Origin of the sequence: Sulfitobacter sp. OXR-159 (assembly GCF_034377145.1) — a bacterium.
GTDB lineage: Bacteria > Pseudomonadota > Alphaproteobacteria > Rhodobacterales > Rhodobacteraceae > Sulfitobacter.
This window is the reverse complement of record NZ_CP139707.1, coordinates 1,365,445-1,383,411: the sequence shown is the minus strand read 5'-3', so window position 1 is coordinate 1,383,411 and position 17,967 is coordinate 1,365,445. Positions and strand designations below refer to the sequence as shown.

26 protein-coding genes are annotated in these 17,967 nt (G+C 54.7%); 7 read left to right on the top strand and 19 right to left on the bottom strand.

Annotation, left to right across the window (positions count from 1 at the left end; genetic code table 11):
• Positions 1-45: 45 nt before the first annotated feature.
• Together T8A63_RS06960 and T8A63_RS06955 are read right to left on the bottom strand one after the other, a co-directional pair.
• A complete protein-coding gene (locus T8A63_RS06960; protein ID WP_322345395.1) occupies positions 46-258 on the bottom strand; it encodes a hypothetical protein in 213 nt (70 codons plus the stop codon).
• Positions 258-1,820, bottom strand: coding sequence for a hypothetical protein (locus tag T8A63_RS06955; RefSeq protein ID WP_322345394.1), 1,563 nt, complete (start codon positions 1,818-1,820; stop codon positions 258-260). The genes T8A63_RS06960 and T8A63_RS06955 overlap by 1 nt, the downstream gene beginning before the upstream one ends.
• A gap of 50 nt (positions 1,821-1,870) precedes the next feature.
• Here T8A63_RS06955 and T8A63_RS06950 point away from each other — a divergent pair, with 50 nt between their 5' ends.
• Entirely contained in the window at positions 1,871-3,226 is a 1,356-nt protein-coding gene (locus T8A63_RS06950; protein ID WP_006473457.1) for an IS1380-like element IS1247 family transposase, read from the top strand.
• A gap of 186 nt (positions 3,227-3,412) precedes the next feature.
• Here the strand turns inward: T8A63_RS06950 and T8A63_RS06945 are convergent, their stop codons facing one another.
• The 3 genes from T8A63_RS06945 to T8A63_RS06935 all read right to left on the bottom strand — a co-directional run bounded on the left by T8A63_RS06945 (position 3,413) and on the right by T8A63_RS06935 (position 5,839).
• Positions 3,413-4,753 carry a hypothetical protein gene (locus T8A63_RS06945; RefSeq protein WP_322345393.1) on the bottom strand — a complete coding sequence of 447 codons (1,341 nt, stop codon included), beginning with the start codon at positions 4,751-4,753 and terminating at the stop codon, positions 3,413-3,415.
• Positions 4,750-5,109, bottom strand: coding sequence for a hypothetical protein (locus tag T8A63_RS06940; RefSeq protein WP_322345392.1), 360 nt, complete (start codon positions 5,107-5,109; stop codon positions 4,750-4,752). The genes T8A63_RS06945 and T8A63_RS06940 overlap by 4 nt, the downstream gene beginning before the upstream one ends.
• 205 nt (positions 5,110-5,314) lie before the next feature.
• On the bottom strand, positions 5,315-5,839 hold the full coding sequence (locus T8A63_RS06935; protein ID WP_322345391.1) for an HNH endonuclease: 525 nt from the start codon (positions 5,837-5,839) through the stop codon (positions 5,315-5,317).
• Here T8A63_RS06935 and T8A63_RS06930 point away from each other — a divergent pair.
• Positions 5,823-6,914 (top strand): IS630 family transposase, encoded by a 1,092-nt coding sequence (locus T8A63_RS06930; protein ID WP_067931132.1) that lies wholly within the window; start codon positions 5,823-5,825, stop codon positions 6,912-6,914. The genes T8A63_RS06935 and T8A63_RS06930 overlap by 17 nt on opposite strands.
• A gap of 331 nt (positions 6,915-7,245) precedes the next feature.
• Here the strand turns inward: T8A63_RS06930 and T8A63_RS06925 are convergent, their stop codons facing one another.
• From T8A63_RS06925 to T8A63_RS22390, 7 genes are all read right to left on the bottom strand, one after another.
• Positions 7,246-7,896 carry an HNH endonuclease signature motif containing protein gene (locus tag T8A63_RS06925; RefSeq protein WP_322345390.1) on the bottom strand — a complete coding sequence of 217 codons (651 nt, stop codon included), beginning with the start codon at positions 7,894-7,896 and terminating at the stop codon, positions 7,246-7,248.
• Positions 7,893-8,135 carry a hypothetical protein gene (locus T8A63_RS06920; RefSeq protein WP_322345389.1) on the bottom strand — a complete coding sequence of 81 codons (243 nt, stop codon included), beginning with the start codon at positions 8,133-8,135 and terminating at the stop codon, positions 7,893-7,895. Before T8A63_RS06920 ends, T8A63_RS06925 begins: the two co-directional genes overlap by 4 nt.
• Before the next feature lie 183 nt (positions 8,136-8,318).
• Positions 8,319-8,624, bottom strand: a complete 306-nt coding sequence (locus tag T8A63_RS06915; protein ID WP_322345388.1) for a hypothetical protein — start codon at positions 8,622-8,624, stop codon at positions 8,319-8,321.
• The gene (locus tag T8A63_RS06910; protein ID WP_322345387.1) at positions 8,621-8,860 is read right to left on the bottom strand and encodes a hypothetical protein; all 240 of its coding nucleotides are present in this window, start codon (positions 8,858-8,860) and stop codon (positions 8,621-8,623) included. Before T8A63_RS06910 ends, T8A63_RS06915 begins: the two co-directional genes overlap by 4 nt.
• The gene (locus T8A63_RS06905) at positions 8,857-9,624 is read right to left on the bottom strand and encodes a BRO family protein (RefSeq protein ID WP_322345386.1); all 768 of its coding nucleotides are present in this window, start codon (positions 9,622-9,624) and stop codon (positions 8,857-8,859) included. The genes T8A63_RS06910 and T8A63_RS06905 overlap by 4 nt, the downstream gene beginning before the upstream one ends.
• Complete coding sequence (locus T8A63_RS06900; RefSeq protein ID WP_322345385.1) at positions 9,624-10,016, bottom strand: hypothetical protein; 393 nt, start codon at positions 10,014-10,016, stop codon at positions 9,624-9,626. The genes T8A63_RS06905 and T8A63_RS06900 overlap by 1 nt, the downstream gene beginning before the upstream one ends.
• Before the next feature lie 79 nt (positions 10,017-10,095).
• Positions 10,096-10,272: an Arc family DNA-binding protein gene (locus T8A63_RS22390; protein WP_209218948.1), complete on the bottom strand. Its 177-nt coding sequence runs from the start codon at positions 10,270-10,272 to the stop codon at positions 10,096-10,098.
• A gap of 96 nt (positions 10,273-10,368) precedes the next feature.
• Here T8A63_RS22390 and T8A63_RS06895 point away from each other — a divergent pair, with 96 nt between their 5' ends.
• Positions 10,369-10,791, top strand: coding sequence for an Arc family DNA-binding protein (locus tag T8A63_RS06895; RefSeq protein ID WP_322345384.1), 423 nt, complete (start codon positions 10,369-10,371; stop codon positions 10,789-10,791).
• A 191-nt stretch (positions 10,792-10,982) separates the two neighbouring features.
• On the top strand, positions 10,983-11,666 hold the full coding sequence (locus tag T8A63_RS06890; RefSeq protein ID WP_322345383.1) for a hypothetical protein: 684 nt from the start codon (positions 10,983-10,985) through the stop codon (positions 11,664-11,666).
• Between the two features lie 129 nt (positions 11,667-11,795).
• Here the strand turns inward: T8A63_RS06890 and T8A63_RS06885 are convergent, their stop codons facing one another.
• Positions 11,796-12,800 (bottom strand): hypothetical protein, encoded by a 1,005-nt coding sequence (locus T8A63_RS06885; protein WP_322345382.1) that lies wholly within the window; start codon positions 12,798-12,800, stop codon positions 11,796-11,798.
• Positions 12,801-12,932: 132 nt separating this feature from the next.
• Between T8A63_RS06885 and T8A63_RS06880 the strand changes: the two genes are divergently transcribed.
• The 3 genes from T8A63_RS06880 to T8A63_RS06870 all read left to right on the top strand — a co-directional run bounded on the left by T8A63_RS06880 (position 12,933) and on the right by T8A63_RS06870 (position 14,334).
• Positions 12,933-13,325, top strand: coding sequence for a hypothetical protein (locus T8A63_RS06880; protein ID WP_322345381.1), 393 nt, complete (start codon positions 12,933-12,935; stop codon positions 13,323-13,325).
• Positions 13,326-13,454: 129 nt separating this feature from the next.
• Complete coding sequence (locus tag T8A63_RS06875) at positions 13,455-13,925, top strand: Panacea domain-containing protein (RefSeq protein WP_322345380.1); 471 nt, start codon at positions 13,455-13,457, stop codon at positions 13,923-13,925.
• On the top strand, positions 13,918-14,334 hold the full coding sequence (locus T8A63_RS06870; RefSeq protein WP_322345379.1) for a hypothetical protein: 417 nt from the start codon (positions 13,918-13,920) through the stop codon (positions 14,332-14,334). Before T8A63_RS06875 ends, T8A63_RS06870 begins: the two co-directional genes overlap by 8 nt.
• Positions 14,335-14,548: 214 nt before the next feature.
• On the opposite strand, the gene T8A63_RS06865 is transcribed toward T8A63_RS06870, so the two are convergent.
• From T8A63_RS06865 to T8A63_RS06840, 6 genes are all read right to left on the bottom strand, one after another.
• Complete coding sequence (locus T8A63_RS06865) at positions 14,549-14,818, bottom strand: hypothetical protein (RefSeq protein WP_322345378.1); 270 nt, start codon at positions 14,816-14,818, stop codon at positions 14,549-14,551.
• A 224-nt stretch (positions 14,819-15,042) separates the two neighbouring features.
• The gene (locus T8A63_RS06860) at positions 15,043-15,540 is read right to left on the bottom strand and encodes a hypothetical protein (protein ID WP_322345377.1); all 498 of its coding nucleotides are present in this window, start codon (positions 15,538-15,540) and stop codon (positions 15,043-15,045) included.
• Positions 15,541-15,722: 182 nt separating this feature from the next.
• A complete protein-coding gene (locus tag T8A63_RS06855; RefSeq protein WP_322345376.1) occupies positions 15,723-16,478 on the bottom strand; it encodes a hypothetical protein in 756 nt (251 codons plus the stop codon).
• A complete protein-coding gene (locus T8A63_RS06850; protein WP_322345375.1) occupies positions 16,478-16,783 on the bottom strand; it encodes a hypothetical protein in 306 nt (101 codons plus the stop codon). Before T8A63_RS06850 ends, T8A63_RS06855 begins: the two co-directional genes overlap by 1 nt.
• Positions 16,780-17,547 carry a BRO family protein gene (locus T8A63_RS06845; RefSeq protein ID WP_322345374.1) on the bottom strand — a complete coding sequence of 256 codons (768 nt, stop codon included), beginning with the start codon at positions 17,545-17,547 and terminating at the stop codon, positions 16,780-16,782. The genes T8A63_RS06850 and T8A63_RS06845 overlap by 4 nt, the downstream gene beginning before the upstream one ends.
• Entirely contained in the window at positions 17,547-17,939 is a 393-nt protein-coding gene (locus tag T8A63_RS06840; RefSeq protein ID WP_322345373.1) for a hypothetical protein, read from the bottom strand. The genes T8A63_RS06845 and T8A63_RS06840 overlap by 1 nt, the downstream gene beginning before the upstream one ends.
• Between the last annotated feature and the right edge of the window lie 28 nt (positions 17,940-17,967).

Sequence of the window (17,967 nt, the reverse complement as noted above, 5' to 3'; positions counted from 1 at the left end):
GATTGCCGCACGTCCTGCGCGTCTATGCTGTGATGTATAACCCGTTTACTCGCCTTTGGGAATATCGGGTGTGAGCCAGCGCCGCTCATAGCTTTGGCGCGGATGGTCTTGCTCGACCCACCACAGCCCCCACTTTAGGACGCGGTAGAGCCTGCGGTGCTTGTCACGACGCCACCACGCAAACGCGCAGAGCGTCATATCCCAGCCCGTCAGCCAGCGGCAGAGGCGGCGGCTGACGGCTTCGCAGAGGGGGAGCATTATGCTGACCTTATCGTCGCATAAATATGCCCCCTCGCTTGCGGGCCAGAGCAACGGACTGACAGTGTATCGTCACCGACCTTACCAACTACGGTAGATGCTCGACGCACCGTAGCTGAGATAGTCCCGCTAGACACATCGACTGCCGCCCCTGTGTCGTTTCGATGGTAAACAGTAACGGTATCCGTGGCCGTAACTTCACCCCACATGCGTGTGCCGCTCAGCGCGCTGTCTATGCTAACAGCCAGAACCTCGTCGCCAACCTCTGCCCCTAGAACGGTAACAGTGGTTGATTGTTGCGATCCGTCAGCGAGGCTTGCCCAATCGTGAACTTTGCCCCCAGAAACGGGGGCGCTGGCCTTGGAAATCGGCATCCGGTACGAGCCATTTGCCCCACTCACATAGAATGTGTCCAATACTGTAGAAAAGCCATCCAAAGACGTTTCTATTTTGAGATCGTCCGCGCCGCCTTTGTAGGTCACTGAAACGGCAACATCTACGACCTCTTGCCCGTGGCCGAAAAAATCAAGCTCATGAACAAGGTCGGAGCCGAAGGTTAGGATGCCGTAAGAGTGTGACCCGCTGTTCATGCAATTTGTATGCTCGGCACGGTCAACGGTTGGCGCAAACGACAATGTTGAAGCTGTTACACCTTTATACAGCACCGTCATATTCGGCAGATCATTGCACCATTCCCATGTGACTTGAGGATATGTAGCCGAGTTTGTCGGTGTACCCGCATAAGTAATCTGGTCAGGATCAGGTGCTTGGCGCAGCCCTTTGAAGAATAAACCAAAGTGTGAGTCTTTATTCCCCGTGGCAGATATTGCAATCGGGTGCAGCTTGATCTTGGCATCACTGTCCAGCATACCGCCGTCCCACTCGATACGCATCTTAGGTGTCATTTCGATCTGTGGATAATCAGTCGAGGTGTCGAACCCGAGCGAACTGGTGAACCCGCAGTCGCGAAACTTGATCAAGGCGCGGATGTACACCGTGTCCCCATACAATTTCACCAAGGACGACCGCGCGCCCCCCGCATAGGAATGCCCGTTATTCCAAGGCTCTCCCTTACACCCATCAAAAATATACGTCGAATTTGGCCCAAATAGGCCGTTTGCGCCATACAGTTTAAGCCAAGGCCCATCAATTACGATGTTGCAGACAATGAAACTTGTATTCCCTAGTCCCGCGCCATCAACGAGCGCATCAAGTTGGAAGAAAGAGCAATGTTCAAAGCTGTTGTTCACTGACTGACTGCTACGGCCATAGTAGAATGTACCTCCATAAAGGAAATCACACCGCTCTGCTCTTGTGGTGTCAAAGTTCACGGTCCCAATGTTATTAATAATTCTGTCGAAGCCATAAACAGCAACATTAACCAGCATGAGTTTCCTGCCGCCGCCATCGCCTGTCCCGGTGAAAAATGCGTTTTCCCACGTTGTCTTGTCACTGTCTTGGTACACATGAACCACAGTTAAGTCGCGAAACTCAAAGGAAATGAAAGTGTTACATGAACCCACATTTCCCAAGTAAGGCGCTGATTTCGCTGTCCTGACCATTATATTTCCTATATAAAACATGGTGTTGAAGGCTGCGAGGGGCGCGTTTCATGGATCACCCAGAGGGTGCGGGCTTGCAACGGGCAGATCGGGTGGATTTCGACCCTCGCGTGCGGCTGGAATTTCGCGGCACGCAGCTCAGTTCCGACGGCGGCCTTCTGGTGATGCGCGAGCTTGATGACGCGCTCGGGTTGTCCGATTTGGCGTCAGCGGCGCTGCGCGATACTCGCTCTGGCAAGAACACGGTCCATCGGCTCGACGGCCTGTTCCGGCAATCAGTCTTTGGGCGGCTGGCCGGATACGAGGATGTCAACGACGCCAACCGTCTCGCCTGCGATCCGGTCATGCGCCAAGTTGTCGGCGGCAGAGCGGTCGATGCACAAGCGGCCTCGGCATCGCAGATGGGACGGTTCGAGACCGAGACGCTGGCTCTGGCCGGGAACCGTGCCGCGCTGGCCGACCTGAACGGGCAATGGATCGACCGGTTCCATGACCGTAACGGGCTGAAGTACATCGTTCTGGACATGGACAGCTCGGTCAGCCCGACCCATGGCGACCAGGAAGGGTCCGCCTGGAATGGCCATTTCGACTGTAGCTGCTATCACCCCAACTTTCTGTTCAACCAGTTCGGGATGCTGGAACGCTGCGCCCTGCGCCATGGCAACGTCCACAGCGCCGATGGCTGGCGTGATGTTCTCGACCCCGTCATTGCGCGCTACGCGGAGCGCGACCTTGGTGGCAGGTTCTTCCGGGCCGATGCTGCCTACGCGATCCCGGCGATCTATGAGCGATTGGAAGAAGCGCGGTTCTTCTACGCCATCCGGCTGCCCGCAAACGCGGTCCTCAAGGACAAGATCGCGCATCGGCTAACGCGCCCTGTCGGGCGGCCGTCACTGACCAAGGTCAAGCGGTTCTTCGAGGAATTCGAGTATCAGGCGGCGTCCTGGGACAAGGAACGCCGGGTGATCGCCAAGATCGAATGGCATCCGGGCGAACTGTTCCCGCGTGTCGGCTTCATCGTCACCAACCTGCCGATGGAGCCGGACTGGGTGGTGCGGTTCTACAACCAGCGCGGCACCGCCGAGCAGCACATCAAAGAGGGCAAATACGCCTTTCGCTGGACGCGGCTGTCGTGCCGGAAGTTCCGCGACAATGAGGTGCGGCTGCAACTGCACGCCCTGGCGTACAACCTGGCCACCTTCTTGCGCTGCATCGAGCTGCCCGAAGCCATGGCCGACTGGTCGTTGACCAGCCTGCAACTGAAGCTGATCAAGATCGGGGCACGTGTGGTCCGTCACGCCCGCACCATCACCTTCCAGCTGGCCGAGGTCGCTGTCACCGGCACGATGGTACGCGCCATCCTCGCCGCTATCCGCCGATTGCGAGCGCCACCGCTATGCGCATGATCGCGATCCACGCTCAAACTGAACGAAAGCGGCTGGACAGATCTGTCCGCTGCGCTGAAAAACGCCGCCCCTGGGCAAGGAAACAGCGGCTTCGCGGTCTGATCCGTCCAGATCCAGCAGTCTGCGCGACCGCAGGTGCCGCTTGCGGCAGAAAATCCTTGTCTAGCGATCGGATACAGGCGATCTTCACCTCAAACGACACGCCACCTGGGGAATGCAGGATGAAATGAATGACCCGCTATCGCTGCTGTATTCGATAGTCGAAGCGAACTTTCCCTCTCCGACGAATGAAAATCCTATTGCCGACGAACCGAAAACCAACTCCCCCACGGAATACCGACCTTTGGGGATGAAAACCTGCGCATTTCCGTAGGCGGCAGAAGACGCAACATACCCTGTAAAGCCTGTCCGGTCAGACAACGCGGCGTCAATGGCAGCCTGGAATGCCGCCGTGTTCACCGCCTCACTTGCATATGGGTCGGCACCAAAACCGCGCACGTTGATATATCCATTATTAATATAGCGGCGCTGCTTTCCGGATGATGTGGTAAGGTTCCCGCCAGAAGACAACGCCTCGTAAGCCACATTTAGGCTCGGGATTTGGAGAAATGTACCGTCAGGCATGTCGCGCACGTCGGCGTCAAATTCGGCGTAACCTGCATAGACCGTTCGCTTGGATACCAGCCGCCCCGCGCCCATGCCTGCTGCATCCACAACAAGCGCCCCGTCAGCCGTGACCGTGCTGGCCGCGTCGTAAACGAACGTCTCAGGCTCGCCGTTGAAGCCATCCCATACGACGCACTGCTTGCCGTCTGTCAGCGCATCGTTTGCCGCCATGAGCGCGATTGTGTTGAACTTCGGCCCGTCATAAAGCGCCGCCTGTGCTGCGGACGCTGCTGCTGCGTCTGCGCTATCAGAGGACTCTAGCGCCCACACTTTAGAAGACTTCGTGCCTGGGTCGCCGGGTTCCGTGCCTTCTGCCCAATCTTGGGAAGACAATGCAGAATAAATAGCGATCTCAGCGGCAGTCCGAGAGGACATCGTATCAGGACCAGCTGGCTCAGAGGTTTTCTCGGCCCAGTCTCGCGATAGCTGGGCGCTACCATCTGCCTCGGTGGCCTTCGTTGTAGCAACACCGGCTTGTGTGGTTGCAATCCCTGCTTGCGCCGTTGCGGTCCCAGCAGCGCCTGTGGCAATACCAGCTTGCGTGGTTGCTGTGCTGGCGCTTCCGGCGGCTTCGCCAGCCCTTGTAGTGGCAATGCCTGCCTGCGTCGTCGCAACCCCCGCCTGAGTGGCCGCCGCACTGGCGCTGTTCGCAGCATTTAACTCATAGGTTTCCAGAGCCTCAGTGACGCTCGCTGTCTCGTATTCCACATCGTTGGTGAGCGTGACAGTCCAACGTCCCGTTACCTCGTCAAATACGATGCTTTTGATACCGATCCCGATGTCGCCCTTGGACCCGACGGGGCTCACATCAACGATCACATCGCCAGACTGTTCAACAAATACTTCTACCGAGCCTGTCATGGCGTTCCCTGCTTCGTTACTTGTCCTAGGATTGGATATTGGCCGCGCAAGGGGGTCTTAACCTCGCCGCTCGGATAGGTGAGCTGGATGTCATAGACATACACGTCGTTCACATCGGGGTTCTCGTATCCCCCGACCCGGAATACTCCCTCTACTGCATCAAGGATCTCGATACCGGCTGATGCGACCGAGGTGTTCTCTAAGATCGGGGCTTTCTTGGGGTGCTTCCGCACCTGCATCACGATCACGGCGTCGACCAATGAAATTGGTTCGCCTTTTTCGCGCAGCGTGAACTTCTGCCACGGCGCAGTGTCACCGGCATACTGTTCCGGCCAATCAAAGCACCCCGGGATCATGGCGATACCACGCTTGGCCGATATTTAAGGTCAGGAAGATAAGACATGCGACGTGTTCCAACCGTTTCGTGGGTAGAACCCACCTGATTGCCGCACGTCCTGCGCGTCTGTTGCCCTTGTAATTACACCATAAGCCCCGTCTTGACTAGATTAGTTGTAGACAGGCTGGGTCACTTCTGAACGCAGGCGCGCGTTGAGCTTGGGATTATCGACCCATGATTCCTGAGAACTCTTTGTGCAGCCTTTCAGAGGCATTCTTGTAGGCCAAAGCGGCCTCTTCCTTGGTCTCAAATAAGCCCAAGTAGTTTCTCTTATTGTTAAAGGAAATTTCAGCCGTCCATTTTTTAGCAACCTTGCTCCAAGTTACCCCCTTGAAGCCGCTCCGGTTGTTGGATCTCATGCATTGGTTGGCAGCATTCTCAGACCTCGTTGCTAGCCGGAGATTGCATATCCTGTTGTTCTGACGATCCCTGTCTATGTGATCGATCTCTGAATCTGGCCATTGGTCATGAACGATGGCCCAAATAACCCGGTGGGCAAGATGGTTTTTCATGAAGATGCGGCCATATCTGTAGCCCTTGTTTAGCGCGGTGAATGCTTCTTTTTGGGCATATCTTGTATTCCATCGCTTGCAGGTCTGATCAGCAGTCCACCTAGTGTTCTCCACCTGACAGGAGATTCCCATCGGCAACGTGATGTGCCATATTTGAGGCATGAGACGCCATGACATCTGCCTTTACCTTGGCCCCGCCGACCGTACTGAGCTTCAAGCCCTGATCAGCAACCGCAACACTGCGCGCAAGCTTGTCTGGCGGGCCGAGATCGTCCTGGCCACAGCGGACGGTCATGGCACGTTCGAGATTATGCGACGCGCGGGCACGTCGAAACCCACGGTCTGGCGCTGGCAGCAGCGGTATCTCGATGAGGGCGTGGCCGGTCTCAAGCGTGACAAGACGCGACCCTCGCGGGTGCCGCCTTTGCCCGTGGAAACAAGGCTGAAGGTGATCGCCAAGACGGTGCAGGAAACCCCGCCCAATGCAACGCACTGGAGCCGCGCGCTAATGGCCGAAGCCATGGGCATCTCGCCGTCGAGCGTCGGCCGCATCTGGGCAGAAGCTGGCTTGAAGCCGCATCTCACGAAGGGGTTCAAGGTCTCGAACGACCCAAAGTTCGAGGAGAAGGTCACCGATATCGTCGGGCTCTACCTCGACCCGCCAGACCGTGCCGTGGTGCTCTGCGTCGATGAGAAATCCCAGATCCAGGCGCTGGATCGCACCCAGCCCGGACTGCCGCTCAAGAAGGGCCGTGCCGCGACCGTAACGCACGATTACAAACGCCATGGCACGACCACGCTGTTTGCTGCGCTGGATGTGAAATCAGGCACCGTCATTGGCGATTGCATGCCACGCCATCGTGCGCAGGAGTTCCTGAAATTCCTCCGACAGATCGACAAGGCTGTGCCCACGCGGCGCGATGTGCATCTGGTGCTCGACAACTACGCCACCCACAAGACGCCTGAGGTAAAGGCCTGGCTCGAAAAGCATCCGCGCTTCAAGCTGCACTTCACGCCCACCAGCGCGTCATGGCTGAACCTGGTGGAGCGCTTCTTTGCCGAGATCACATCAAGGCGCATCCGGCGCGGCAGCTATTCCAGCGTCGATGATCTTGAGGCCGCGATCTACGACTATCTGGCCCACCACAACGAGAAGCCAAGGCCCTTCAAATGGACCAAAACCGCAGAGGATATCCTCACCCGGGAACGTCGCGCGCTGGACAAGCTCGATGAAACTCGCGGAAACAGGTAGGAAGTGTCAGACTCAGAGCACTAGTATCACCTCTGAAGAATGAAACCGGCCGGTATCTCCAAGTCAAAACTCCGGTGTCGGGGTCATAATTGAGTAGTTGACGGATTAACCCTGGGGGCGGTAGTTGGCACTCAGCCATAACATGATCCTCACACGATCTGTTGCGGTTAGGCTCATCTACTATTGGAGGCTGTAGATGGTCGTGGATTAATCGCCATGATGTTAAATACGGCTGTGCCGGCGCATGGATCGATCTGAGCGGACGCAATGCTATCAAGGGCCTCTCTCAAAGCCAGATTGATAATGCTTCGGGGTGTGAAGTGGGTTCTGGTCATGTCGAACCTCTCCCACTACCCCGCTTCGACGCTCTCCGCGCTGCGTGATCCAACTGCGCCAAAGCTAGAACCGTAGGGCGAACCTCCGGATCATACTGGTCATATGGCTTGTACCAACGCCCACCGCTCAGCCGCGGCAGCAGCGCTCGGGGGATCGGCTTCCAGTTCGCTGGGTCGGTGTTAGCCTTGTCGCCATCGATGCTTTTGAGCACATGGCCTTCCGGCACTGGGCCGTGCTTCTTTTCCCAAAGGTGGCGATGTTTCAGAACGTAGCGCCGCTCAAAGCCCGTATGCGGATTGGGTTCGTCCACGCTGATCTCGACGTAACCCTCTTTGCTCAAACGCTCATGTCCGAGGTATTTCGTGTTATGGGGCAGGTTCCCCTTCTTGAACCGGTGCTTTGCGCTATTCGCATTGAAGGGCATCTTCCTACCCTTGTTGTGTGGTGCCTGCCCCTTCACAAAATTCCCCGTCCGGCCTGTCATCCAGCCCTTGCGCTTGCAGAGCGAATTGAAGTTGGACAAAGACACGTCCTGACGATCAAAGCGGTCACAGAACTCGGAGTGAGCCTCTGGGCGTAATCGCTTGCTGTTGGCCTTGATCCACGCCAGTTCGGTTGCACTGTATGGAATAGTGCGGCCTTTCATTGTCTCGGTCCTCCAATCTGAGGAAGGTGCCCCAGTACCTTCTCGCCGTGCTCCGCAAAGAGCTTCGCAGCTTTTAGTTGCAAGTCGGCGTTGCTGGTGATTTTGTCGGCGACAGAAACCATTGCACTGGCGCGCTGAACCTCCTTGGCGATTGCTTTTTCATCCATGTCTTCATCTGACAGACGTTCAAGCTGCGCGAAAAGGTGATCGTTGAGGTCGGTGAGTTTATTCTTGGTCACGGGATATCCTTTGCTTACTTCCGGAGGTCAGACAGCTATGAGCGCGCGGCGGATCAAGGCCGCATTACTACCCTATGGCGGGGTAGTTACCGCTACTGCTATCGTTGCCGCTAATTCGAAGGGTGACGCGCCCTTGCTTGAGCGCGTCGATTGAAAGTTCCTCGTTCTTTTTTGCGACAGCCATCATCCTACCTCCACGAATTTGAGCTCTGAAACTTTCCACCCATCAAACATGTCGGGACGGAAGTTCGCTCGGTTGTGACCGGCCCGACCGCTTGCCCAAAAGCTATGCGCCCGCCCCTCACATACGAACCAGCACACGCCATCAATATCGATGCCTTCCGCGCCCTGCCCGATCAGGTCAGTGATAGCCTGCATATGGTGCTGAACCTGCTGACCCACGGTCAGATCCTCTGCCTGCGTGGCGTTGGCAGTGACTGGTAGTAGCGATGCGGCCGAGGTAGTGGCCATGAACTTACGGCGCTTCATGATACACCTCCCGACTTACTTGCAGACTTAACCTTGTGAAATGCTTCCCACCTCGCCTCATGGTTCAGCATGACCTTACGAAAGACATCCTTCATTTCGATTTCTGCATTTTGATAGTCGGTCAGCATTTCAATCAATTCGGTCCGCTCATCATCATTTAATATTTCAGAGATTAGGCCGAACAAAACATAATCATTCTGAGACATCTGCACTGTGCGTTTAGGTGTATTGCTCATGCAGCACCCCCGATCAGCAGATCACCCGGAATTTTTCCGCGAAAGAAATCCAGCCCCTTCGGCGTGATGTACGTTGTCGGACGGGCCTTATCTTCCACAATGACGGTCTTGACCTCGAATAGACCGCGCTGCGTGTACTGGACACGCGGCACCAAAGCCTGACCCTGATAGAACAAGTAGGTCTGTTTGAGCCATCGAATGAACAGGTTTGGCCGTGCCGAAAGTGCGCGGGCCGCATTCTGCAAGCCATACAGGCCGTCAGCTCTCATTAACTTGTCGTAACCCGCCGCCTTTGGCGTCAGTTCAAGCACCTTTGCCTTTGCTGTTTCAGCCTCCACCCTCAAATGCTCGATCATACCTAGCTGCAAAGCCGGGTCGTTATAGTCCACCTTAGCTGGCGAGCCGTACGATCCCGTCTTGCGGATCGTGGGTAGAATTTCCTCCATGACAAGTGTTTCGAACGGTTCCGCCTCTGGTCGATTTGACCGGATGATGAGGCGATACACGTCACCCTCTGGAATGATCTTAGTCTGAGGGTCCAGATCGGAGGGGGTAACGAAACGTGACCCCCCTACATCTAGGGGTCCCTGATTCAGGGACCCCACCGCTTGCGCTTTGCGGCAGTGGTCCTGTACGGCCTTCCGACTATTGGCGTAACCAAGAGCATCGGCCACGTCCTTAGCCACAAACCATGGGTCGCTGTCGATCTCAAGAACGCGAACCGGGTTGCCCTTAAACTCGAACGGCATAATCTGCATACCCATTATGCCACCCCCGCTTTGAGAGCGCCCAACAGGTTGTTGAACAGCTTGTTGTCCAAATCCTTCCAGACGTTGCCGGTCACGTACTCACCGAAGTTGTCCAGGGCATGTTCAAGCTGGGCCACTGCGCCAGCCATTGAGGCGGGCTTTGCCGTGCAGATCTTCTCTTCGAGTTCCTGCAGGGCCAGCAACTCAGTGTCGGGATCACCCTCTGTCTCGTTGATGTGGCCTCGAAGCGCTTTCCACTGCTCGCACCATTTAATGATGGGTTCATCATGAACGGGGGTTTGAACCACCTCAAGCGCGTGGGCTGCTGTAGCTGTGGCTGCAAGGGCCGGGATTGCCGCGAATAACGAACGGCGGTTGATTTTGGTGGTATGTGTGCGTATATTCATTGCTGAACATCCTTTCTAGCAAGTTTGGGTTCAAAGGCCGCTCACATGGGATTGCAGTCCCGAGCGGTCTTTTTCGTTTCTAGGCGGTGGCGGGCTTTTCCGCCGATAGAGATTGCTTCAGAGTCATAAGAATATGGGTATTCATGCTACGACCCATTTCATCCGCTTGCGCTTTAACCTCATCTCTAAGGTCAACGGGGAGACGCAAAGTCACGGGCACAACCCCCTGCCCTACTTTCCCTTGTATGTTTGCCATAATCGATCCTATGCAACTACCGTAGTAATGACACTACAGTAAATCATTTGACCGTCAACCCAAAAAAACACAGTAGTGTCAAAAAAGGAGTTGAAGATGGTGGCTGGCAGAATCGGTGATGGCGATACAGTGGGAACGATGGTCCGAATGCCCGCTGATCTGCGTGACCGTATCAAGAAATCTGCTGATGCGGAGGGGCGCAGCATGAACAGCGAAATCGTGTCCGCATTGCAAGAAAAGTACCCTGCGCTACCGACATTCTCAGAACTCGCAGAGTTGATTGAACAAACCGCCGACAGGTTAGCGGAAATGGAGCAGACTCAGGAGTGGTTTGAAACATCCCAAGCACTCGTATCTTTTATAAAGTCGTTGGAACAGAAAATCCCCCGGGAAGGTGATCCAGTTAGCCACCCCGATACTGCTTCGCCGTTCGAATATACCGTAAAAATACCTTCCCCCGACGCAGATACGCGGCCCAAAGGGGCCAAAGATCCCTCAGATACCCCGCCACGGAAGTAGTAGCCCGATTGTCAAAGACGATCCTCCGATCATATTCTCAAATGCATATTTGAGATCCGACATAACTATATTCTCTCTGAAAAACGCAGCCCCCATTAAAGGATAGTCAATTTGTACCAGATCGATAATATTAACACCTACCGCCCCCATGATGATCCTGATCTAGAGACTCCTGCTGCAGGAGCATCGAAATGAGCTTTTTTGACAGGCTGCCCAAAGACGCGGATTCGGCGTTCCAATTTACGTTGATTGAACTCCAGAACGCAGCAGACGCGTACCCAAACGGGGCCCTAAATGCCGAGACCAAAACTCAAGCCGTAATCTATATACGAGCGCTTCAGGCTATTAGTAGAAGGCTTCCGCAATCGGAAGACTATGAAGAACTACTAGAGCAAATTCACAGGCAAGCCATAAGCAATGGCGCAGCGACTGTGAAGAAATCGCTCGATCTCCTACAGCAACTCTATCTTTCAAACAGCCTCGATAACCACTTCATTGATGAAGAAGAGGAGGCCTTGTTCAATGAAGTGAAATGGAGTGGAGATGATAGGGCGTTGGTTCTTGACCACCTGTCGAACGCGCGCAGAGCGGTGACGGACTCATCCGGATTTGACGACCACCACAAGCGCCGCGTCCTATACTGGCTGGCGAGGGCTGAGAATGAAGCCCTAAAGGAAAAAGGCAGGTTCGCTACCTTTGTTGCAGCAACAAGTGAAGTGCTCTCATTAGCCGAAGAAGCTGGTGAAAAAGGCAAACCGCTCGCCAATCTTGTGCAGATGGTTCGCACCGCGACAAGACGCAACGTGACTGTGAATCAGATCGAAGCCGACGAAAAACCGAAACAGATAGCGCCACCAACTGATAAACAGGATTGAGTGGAAATTGATTTTGGTGGGGGTTGGACCGCACCATCGAACCAACCGATCCAACCCCCTAACCGGCCGCGCTGCCATCGCCGCCGGATTGCGTTGCCTACACCGATGGGTTCCCCCCCTACGGCGAGGTCAATCCTTCTTACCGATAGTGATCGCTCCACCTTGCTCTCGGAGTATCTTTCCGACCGCGCCATTCACTTGATCACGTGTTGTCAGTCGAGCACCATCGCCTGCGATGCCCTCTCCCATTAGGTCTGCGCGCTTCCGCGCTTTACTGACGAGCTCACGCCATTGGTCGCGTGAGAAAAGCCCGTATTCACTTCCCCAAATGCGTTGATCTCGCATGGCGTCGACGAGCTTATGCATGGGCAAGAGTGAACCCTCGTCACTCATTGTGGCCTTGTCGTCTGTCGATCGCCATTTGACCGGCTGCGTCGGCTTGGACATGTCAGCAGAGGCAATCCATTCCTTCAATGCGGCGACGTTCAACGTGGTAAAGGAACCTATGCGATCCGAACCCTTCCCGTCAGAAAACCCGTCTTCATAGATCTTCAGGGCTTCATCTTCGTCGAAAGCGCCCAGCACCAGCTTGTGCTCATCGAAGGCACCATCAGGAAGGTCGATTTGATTTACGATTACGACGATGTCGCTCTCAGGATGATCGCCCATATAAAAGTCCAGCGGATCACCGTCGGCGCCGGTGGTGAGCTTCACATCCCCATAATGCGCCGGCATTGTGACAGACCATTCTTTACCGTCTGGACCGATACCGCGGCGCTCGCCGCCTTTGGCCGTTTCGATAACCAAATCCAAACCGTTCCACTTGAATCGCCCCTTGCGGTAATTTCCGGCTTCAGCCTGAGCGGTGGAAGGATTGGCGTTGACTTGAGCTGCCGCTCCGTCAATCTCGCGCGCAAGGTTGCTCGCCTCCCCATACGATGACACATCCAAAGCGGCCAGCACCTTAGCTGCATGGCGCCGCGGGAAGATGAACCCATCAACCGTGGCATCCCATTTCAGCGCAACGCCATCAATATCAGGGGGCTCATCTTGGGGGAGACCTCTGAGGGCGGCGGCACTGCCCCGGATGTTCTCAATCGTCGGTATATCGGGCGTCATGATGTCCTTAGCCATAGCTTCCCTCTGGTTCTGGGGGTCTATGGCAGCCACATCCTGCGCCGCCTATCAGTCATTAAGTGTACCATTTTGTGGGACTTGAGCAAGGTGGGACAAAAGGCTTTAGTGCGGTGGTGTGGGAATCGCGACTTGGATGCTTTGACCTCCATATTGTTTGTTGATCCAAAGCATTTGAAGGTGAGTATTTTGGGCTGGGATATTGAGGATGCACTAGACGACGATCTGATTACTATCGTTCATCGTGACGACGACTTGGGTGTCTACGAATTTCGCGTGGGAGAGTTGCAAGCAATTGTCACGGTACAAGTGTCTCGCCTCCCGACCAGTGAGAGGGCGATATACTATCGCAGCCATGCGATACATACGCCTATCCAAGCAACGCCGTATCACCAGAGCCGATCGACCTGGGATGATGTGCCTTATGCGCTGCACCAAGCTATATCGAGCATTACCGATTACTACAGTGACGCTACCCGAGCGGGACATGCACCAGAGGAGGCTTGGCTCGTCAGACAAGTTTAGCACACTACGGGACTTAAATCTGTAGCAGTCGTTGTTGGAACGCTTTGCCCTTAACTGGCAAACATTGTGGTCCTTCTTGCATTAGCATTCCGTTGACTATGCCTATATATGATGAGCTAGGAGGTTGTTATGACTTATGACGCTCGCCAAATCGCAAACTGGTTTGTCACCCGCGCCCAGCGGGAGGGTAAAACTCTGTCCATCATGTCCCTACTCAAGCTAACCTATATCGCTCACGGCTGGCATCTGGAGACACAGGGAACGCCTTTGTTCTCAAATCGCATTGAAGCTTGGCAATACGGCCCCGTGATCCCTGAAGTGTACAGCGACTTCCGAAAACAAGGAGTGGCGGTTAAATCTCCCGTAACCACAGTTCCAAATTGTATGTTTCACCCAAATGATGAAGCTCTGCTTGACCAAATATGGGAGATATACGGAAAATTACCCGCCTTCCGACTATCTGACATGACTCATGTAGCTAATGGGCCTTGGGATGTCGCTAGTCGTATGGGCGGAAGCTACGCTAAGATCCCTGACGAGCTCATTCAGGGTCATTACGTCGAGCTACGAAAGAAGGCTGAAGCAGCTGCGCATGACTAAGATCCCACCCAACGCAGCGGATGTAGTACCTCCTTCAAATGGCCCCGAGAATGGCAGGCGAGAGGACTTTGAATTTGAGCTTCTTGAGGCGGAAAGAGCGCTACGGAAACTCCTTACCCGCGAGGCCGGGCAACGATATTGGTTGCGCTGGATTGCAGTCGGCGCAGGCTGTCTCGTTATTGTAGGTATGGCAAGCCTGCTTTGGCACCTTGCGCACATCGTGTTCTGGGGCCCATTTGTGTTAGTGGGACCGGCTTTTTCAGTTGCGATGCTTGTTACCCCTATTCTTTCAATAACTACGATCACTGTCGCACTTTTCGTTGGAGCGTTCCGAAAGTTCGAAGACAAAGATATTGATACAATGAGTAGTGGTATAGCTGGCGCTGCAAGCTTTATGCGCGGCAGCTAAACTCCCCCAAAGATTTTCTGACTGTTGCGCCTTTTTTCAGTCAGAAACCTTCGTCCTGCACTCTAGCCAAAACGCAAAAGCGTTGATTTCCCCGACGCGTGGGGTATCATAACACCTATGAGAGTAATGATACATGACGGAGCCGCGCTCCTCATCCCAGATACAGATGAGGAACAGCGGCGATTGGATACGCTGGATGGAACCTTGGTCGATATCACCAAGGCAAGTTCCGTTCCAACCACTCATTCACATCCGTCGGCCCCTGTCCGAAAAACGGCCTCGATAGGCTGATGATGTAGAGATTATCGTTTCCGTCGATGTGTTTCTTCAGGTGATTGAATACCTCCGATGGTGTCTTCGAAGTGCTGACGGCATAGGAGCTTTCAGAAAGCTTAGCCCAACCACCTAATCCTTTAATATCTTTCAATATATTTGGTCGTTTTGTTTCTTTGTTCAAGTCATACGTGACAATGTAGCAAGCCATAAATCGAATCCCTTTGTAATAGAATTCAAGCCTGCGCGACTTATGTGGGTTGAGTCAAAAGAACAGTTGATCATTTCAACCTTGCCAGAACGCCCCTGAGCGCCTTTATATACTCTCATGGATTATGACCCAAAGAACCCCCAGCACCCCCTCGACAAGTGGTGGGAACGAAACAAACGCAAGTTCGTCCTCCTACCATTCATCGCTGGCGCCGGGTTCATGTGCTAGGCTGCATCCCCCACGCTGCTTTCAATTTGGGCAACGACTTTTTCTACCGACGATAGATTGGTCCCACTATCCTCCATTACCCCTCGGTAGCGGTTGAGCCACGCCCGTAGCGCCTGAGCGCCCTGCCTGCGCAGTTCTTGCACCATAACCGGATCGTCGGGGTGGAACGGTTCATATCCGCCCCCAGACTTGCGACCCGATATTGGTGAAACCATCGCAGGATATTCCCGAACCCGAACGGTGACCGATTTACTTTCTGGCACCTGAACCTTGGAAATGATCCGCAATCCGCTTGCCATCTGTCTGGCCAAACCGATGCGGTATTCGCGCGCCGCCTCGGCGTCGTCTTTTGCAAAAAACCAAGGATAAGCTTCGTGGTTTGGATTAATCTCCAGCCAGTCAATAAACTCTGAGGGAACAAACATGTTTCTGCCGGTTGCCGCCAGATATTCATCAATGATGCGCTGCCGGTCCTTTGATGTGAACTGAGCCATTGCCTTCTCCTTTATGCTGAATGACGGGTGCGCCCTGCCCCAACAAACCGTAACTTGCCTCAACAAACCGTATCTCGACCGCCGAGCCCTGCCACGCCATGCCTTTCCACTACTCACCCCGCCACGCCATGACCGCCTTACCGTGTACGACTAATTTAGAGACCGCCGAACGTCTGTGTCGATCATCCTCTGCGAATAAGCCTTTCATCTTCGAGGACTTCCATCAGGTCCGCAGTGTCTTGATCTGCAAACTCAGGATCATCCAAAGCGGTTTGCTGAACGTCGCGGCCCTCTTGTGTAATTTCGTCCCATGCTTCCTGCCAGTCGCCCATGTCCTCGCCGGATACAGCGAACGTGCCGAACGAACCCTTGCCCTTTTCTTGGCGAAAGTCGCCGATCCCGCAGACAACGCCAGCGTTTGACAACAGCGACACGATAGAGTGAACGCTCAGCGTCGGCGTAACGAACGCGATATCTACTTCGGCGCACCAGCGTGGAAGGAAAGCCCGTGTCCTAACATCGGGCGTTTTGTTCATATCGGCGGATCGCACCACATCCATCTTCAGCAGAGGTTTGCCCCAGATACTAACTTTCTGTTGGGGCAGAAAAATCAGTCGCTGAACGCTCGTCTTTGTAACACCTGGCGTTTCCAGTGCCGCCGTCGCCATGGCCGCCTTGATGCCCGGAGCAGGAAAGCACAAAAGGGTATCTCCCGTTGGTTGGCGATAAACGCTGTCCCGAAACTCTTGTTCAGGATCGTGTTTTAATTGCTTCCGCTCGGCTGCGGTTTTCTTGCCCCCACCGATCAGTAGGGATCGCTTCGCCTTGGCGCTCATTGCGTTGAAGTAGAATGGCGTCGTGCCGATTAGCCTTAGAGTGACGCGCCCTTGCTTGAGCGCGTCGATTGAAAGTTCCTCGTTCTTTTTTGCGACAGCCATCAACCTGCCTCCACGAATTTGAGCTCTGTAACCTTCCACCCATCAAACATGTCGGGGCGGAAGTTCGCTCGGTTGTGACCGGAACGGCCGCTTGCCCAGAAGCTATGTGCTCGTCCCTCACATACGAACCAGCACACGCCATCAATCTCGATATCTTCCGCGCCCTGCCCGATCAGGTCAGTGATAGCCTGCATATGGTGCTGAACCTGCTGACCCACGGTCAGATCCTCTGCCTGCGTGGCGTTGGCAGTGACTGGTAGTAGCGATGCCGCAGAAGTCGCGGCCATGAACTTGCGGCGCTTCATGACGCACCCCCGATCAGCAAATCACCCGGAATATTCCCGCGGAAGAAGTCCAGCCCCTTCGGCGTGATGTACGTTGTCGGACGGGCCTTATCTTCCACAATGACGGTCTTAACTTCGAACAGACCGCGCTGCGTGTACTGGACGCGCGGGACCAAAGCCTGACCCTGATAGAACAAGTAGGTCTGTTTGAGCCATCGAATGAACAAGTTTGGCCGTGCCGAAAGTGCGCGGGCCGCATTCTGCAAGCCATACAGGCCGTCAGCGCTCATTAACTTGTCGTAACCCGCCGCCTTTGGCGTCAGTTCAAGCACCTTTGCCTTTGCTGTTTCAGCCTCCACCCTCAAATGCTCGATCATACCTAGCTGCAAAGCCGGGTCGTTATAGTCCACCTTAGCTGGCGAGCCGTACGATCCCGTCTTGCGGATCGTGGGTAGAATTTCCTCCATGACAAGTGTTTCGAACGGTTCCGCCTCTGGTCGATTTGACCGGATGATGAGGCGATACACGTCACCCTCTGGAATGATCTTAGTCTGAGGGTCCAGATCGGAGGGGGTAACGAAACGTGACCCCCCTACATCTAGGGGTCCCTGATTTAGGGACCCCACCGCTTGCGCTTTGCGGCAGTGGTCCTGTACGGCCTTCCGACTATTGGCGTAACCAAGAGCATCGGCCACGTCCTTAGCCACAAACCATGGGTCGCTGTCGATCTCAAGAACGCGAACCGGGTTGCCCTTAAACTCGAACGGCATAATCTGCATACCCATTATGCCACCCCCGCTTTAAGAGCGCCCAACAGGTTGTTGAACAACTGGTTGTCCAAATCCTTCCAGACATTGCCGGTCACGTACTCACCAAAGTTGTCCAAGGCGTGTTCAAGCTGCGCAACAGCACCTGCCATTGATGTGGGCTTTGCTGTGCAGATTTTCTCTTCAAGCTTTTGCAGGGCCAGCAACTCAGTGTCGGGATCACCCTCTGTCTCGTTGATTTGGCCTCGAAGCGCTTTCCACTGCTCGCACCATTCAATGATGGGTTCATCATGAACTGGGGCCTGAGCCACCTCAAGCGCGTGGGCTGCTGTGGCTGTGGCTGCAAGGGCTGGGATTGCCGCGAATAACGAACGGCGGTTGATTTTCTTCGTCTGTGATGCTATGTCCATTGCTGAACTCCAATTTTGATAGGTTGAG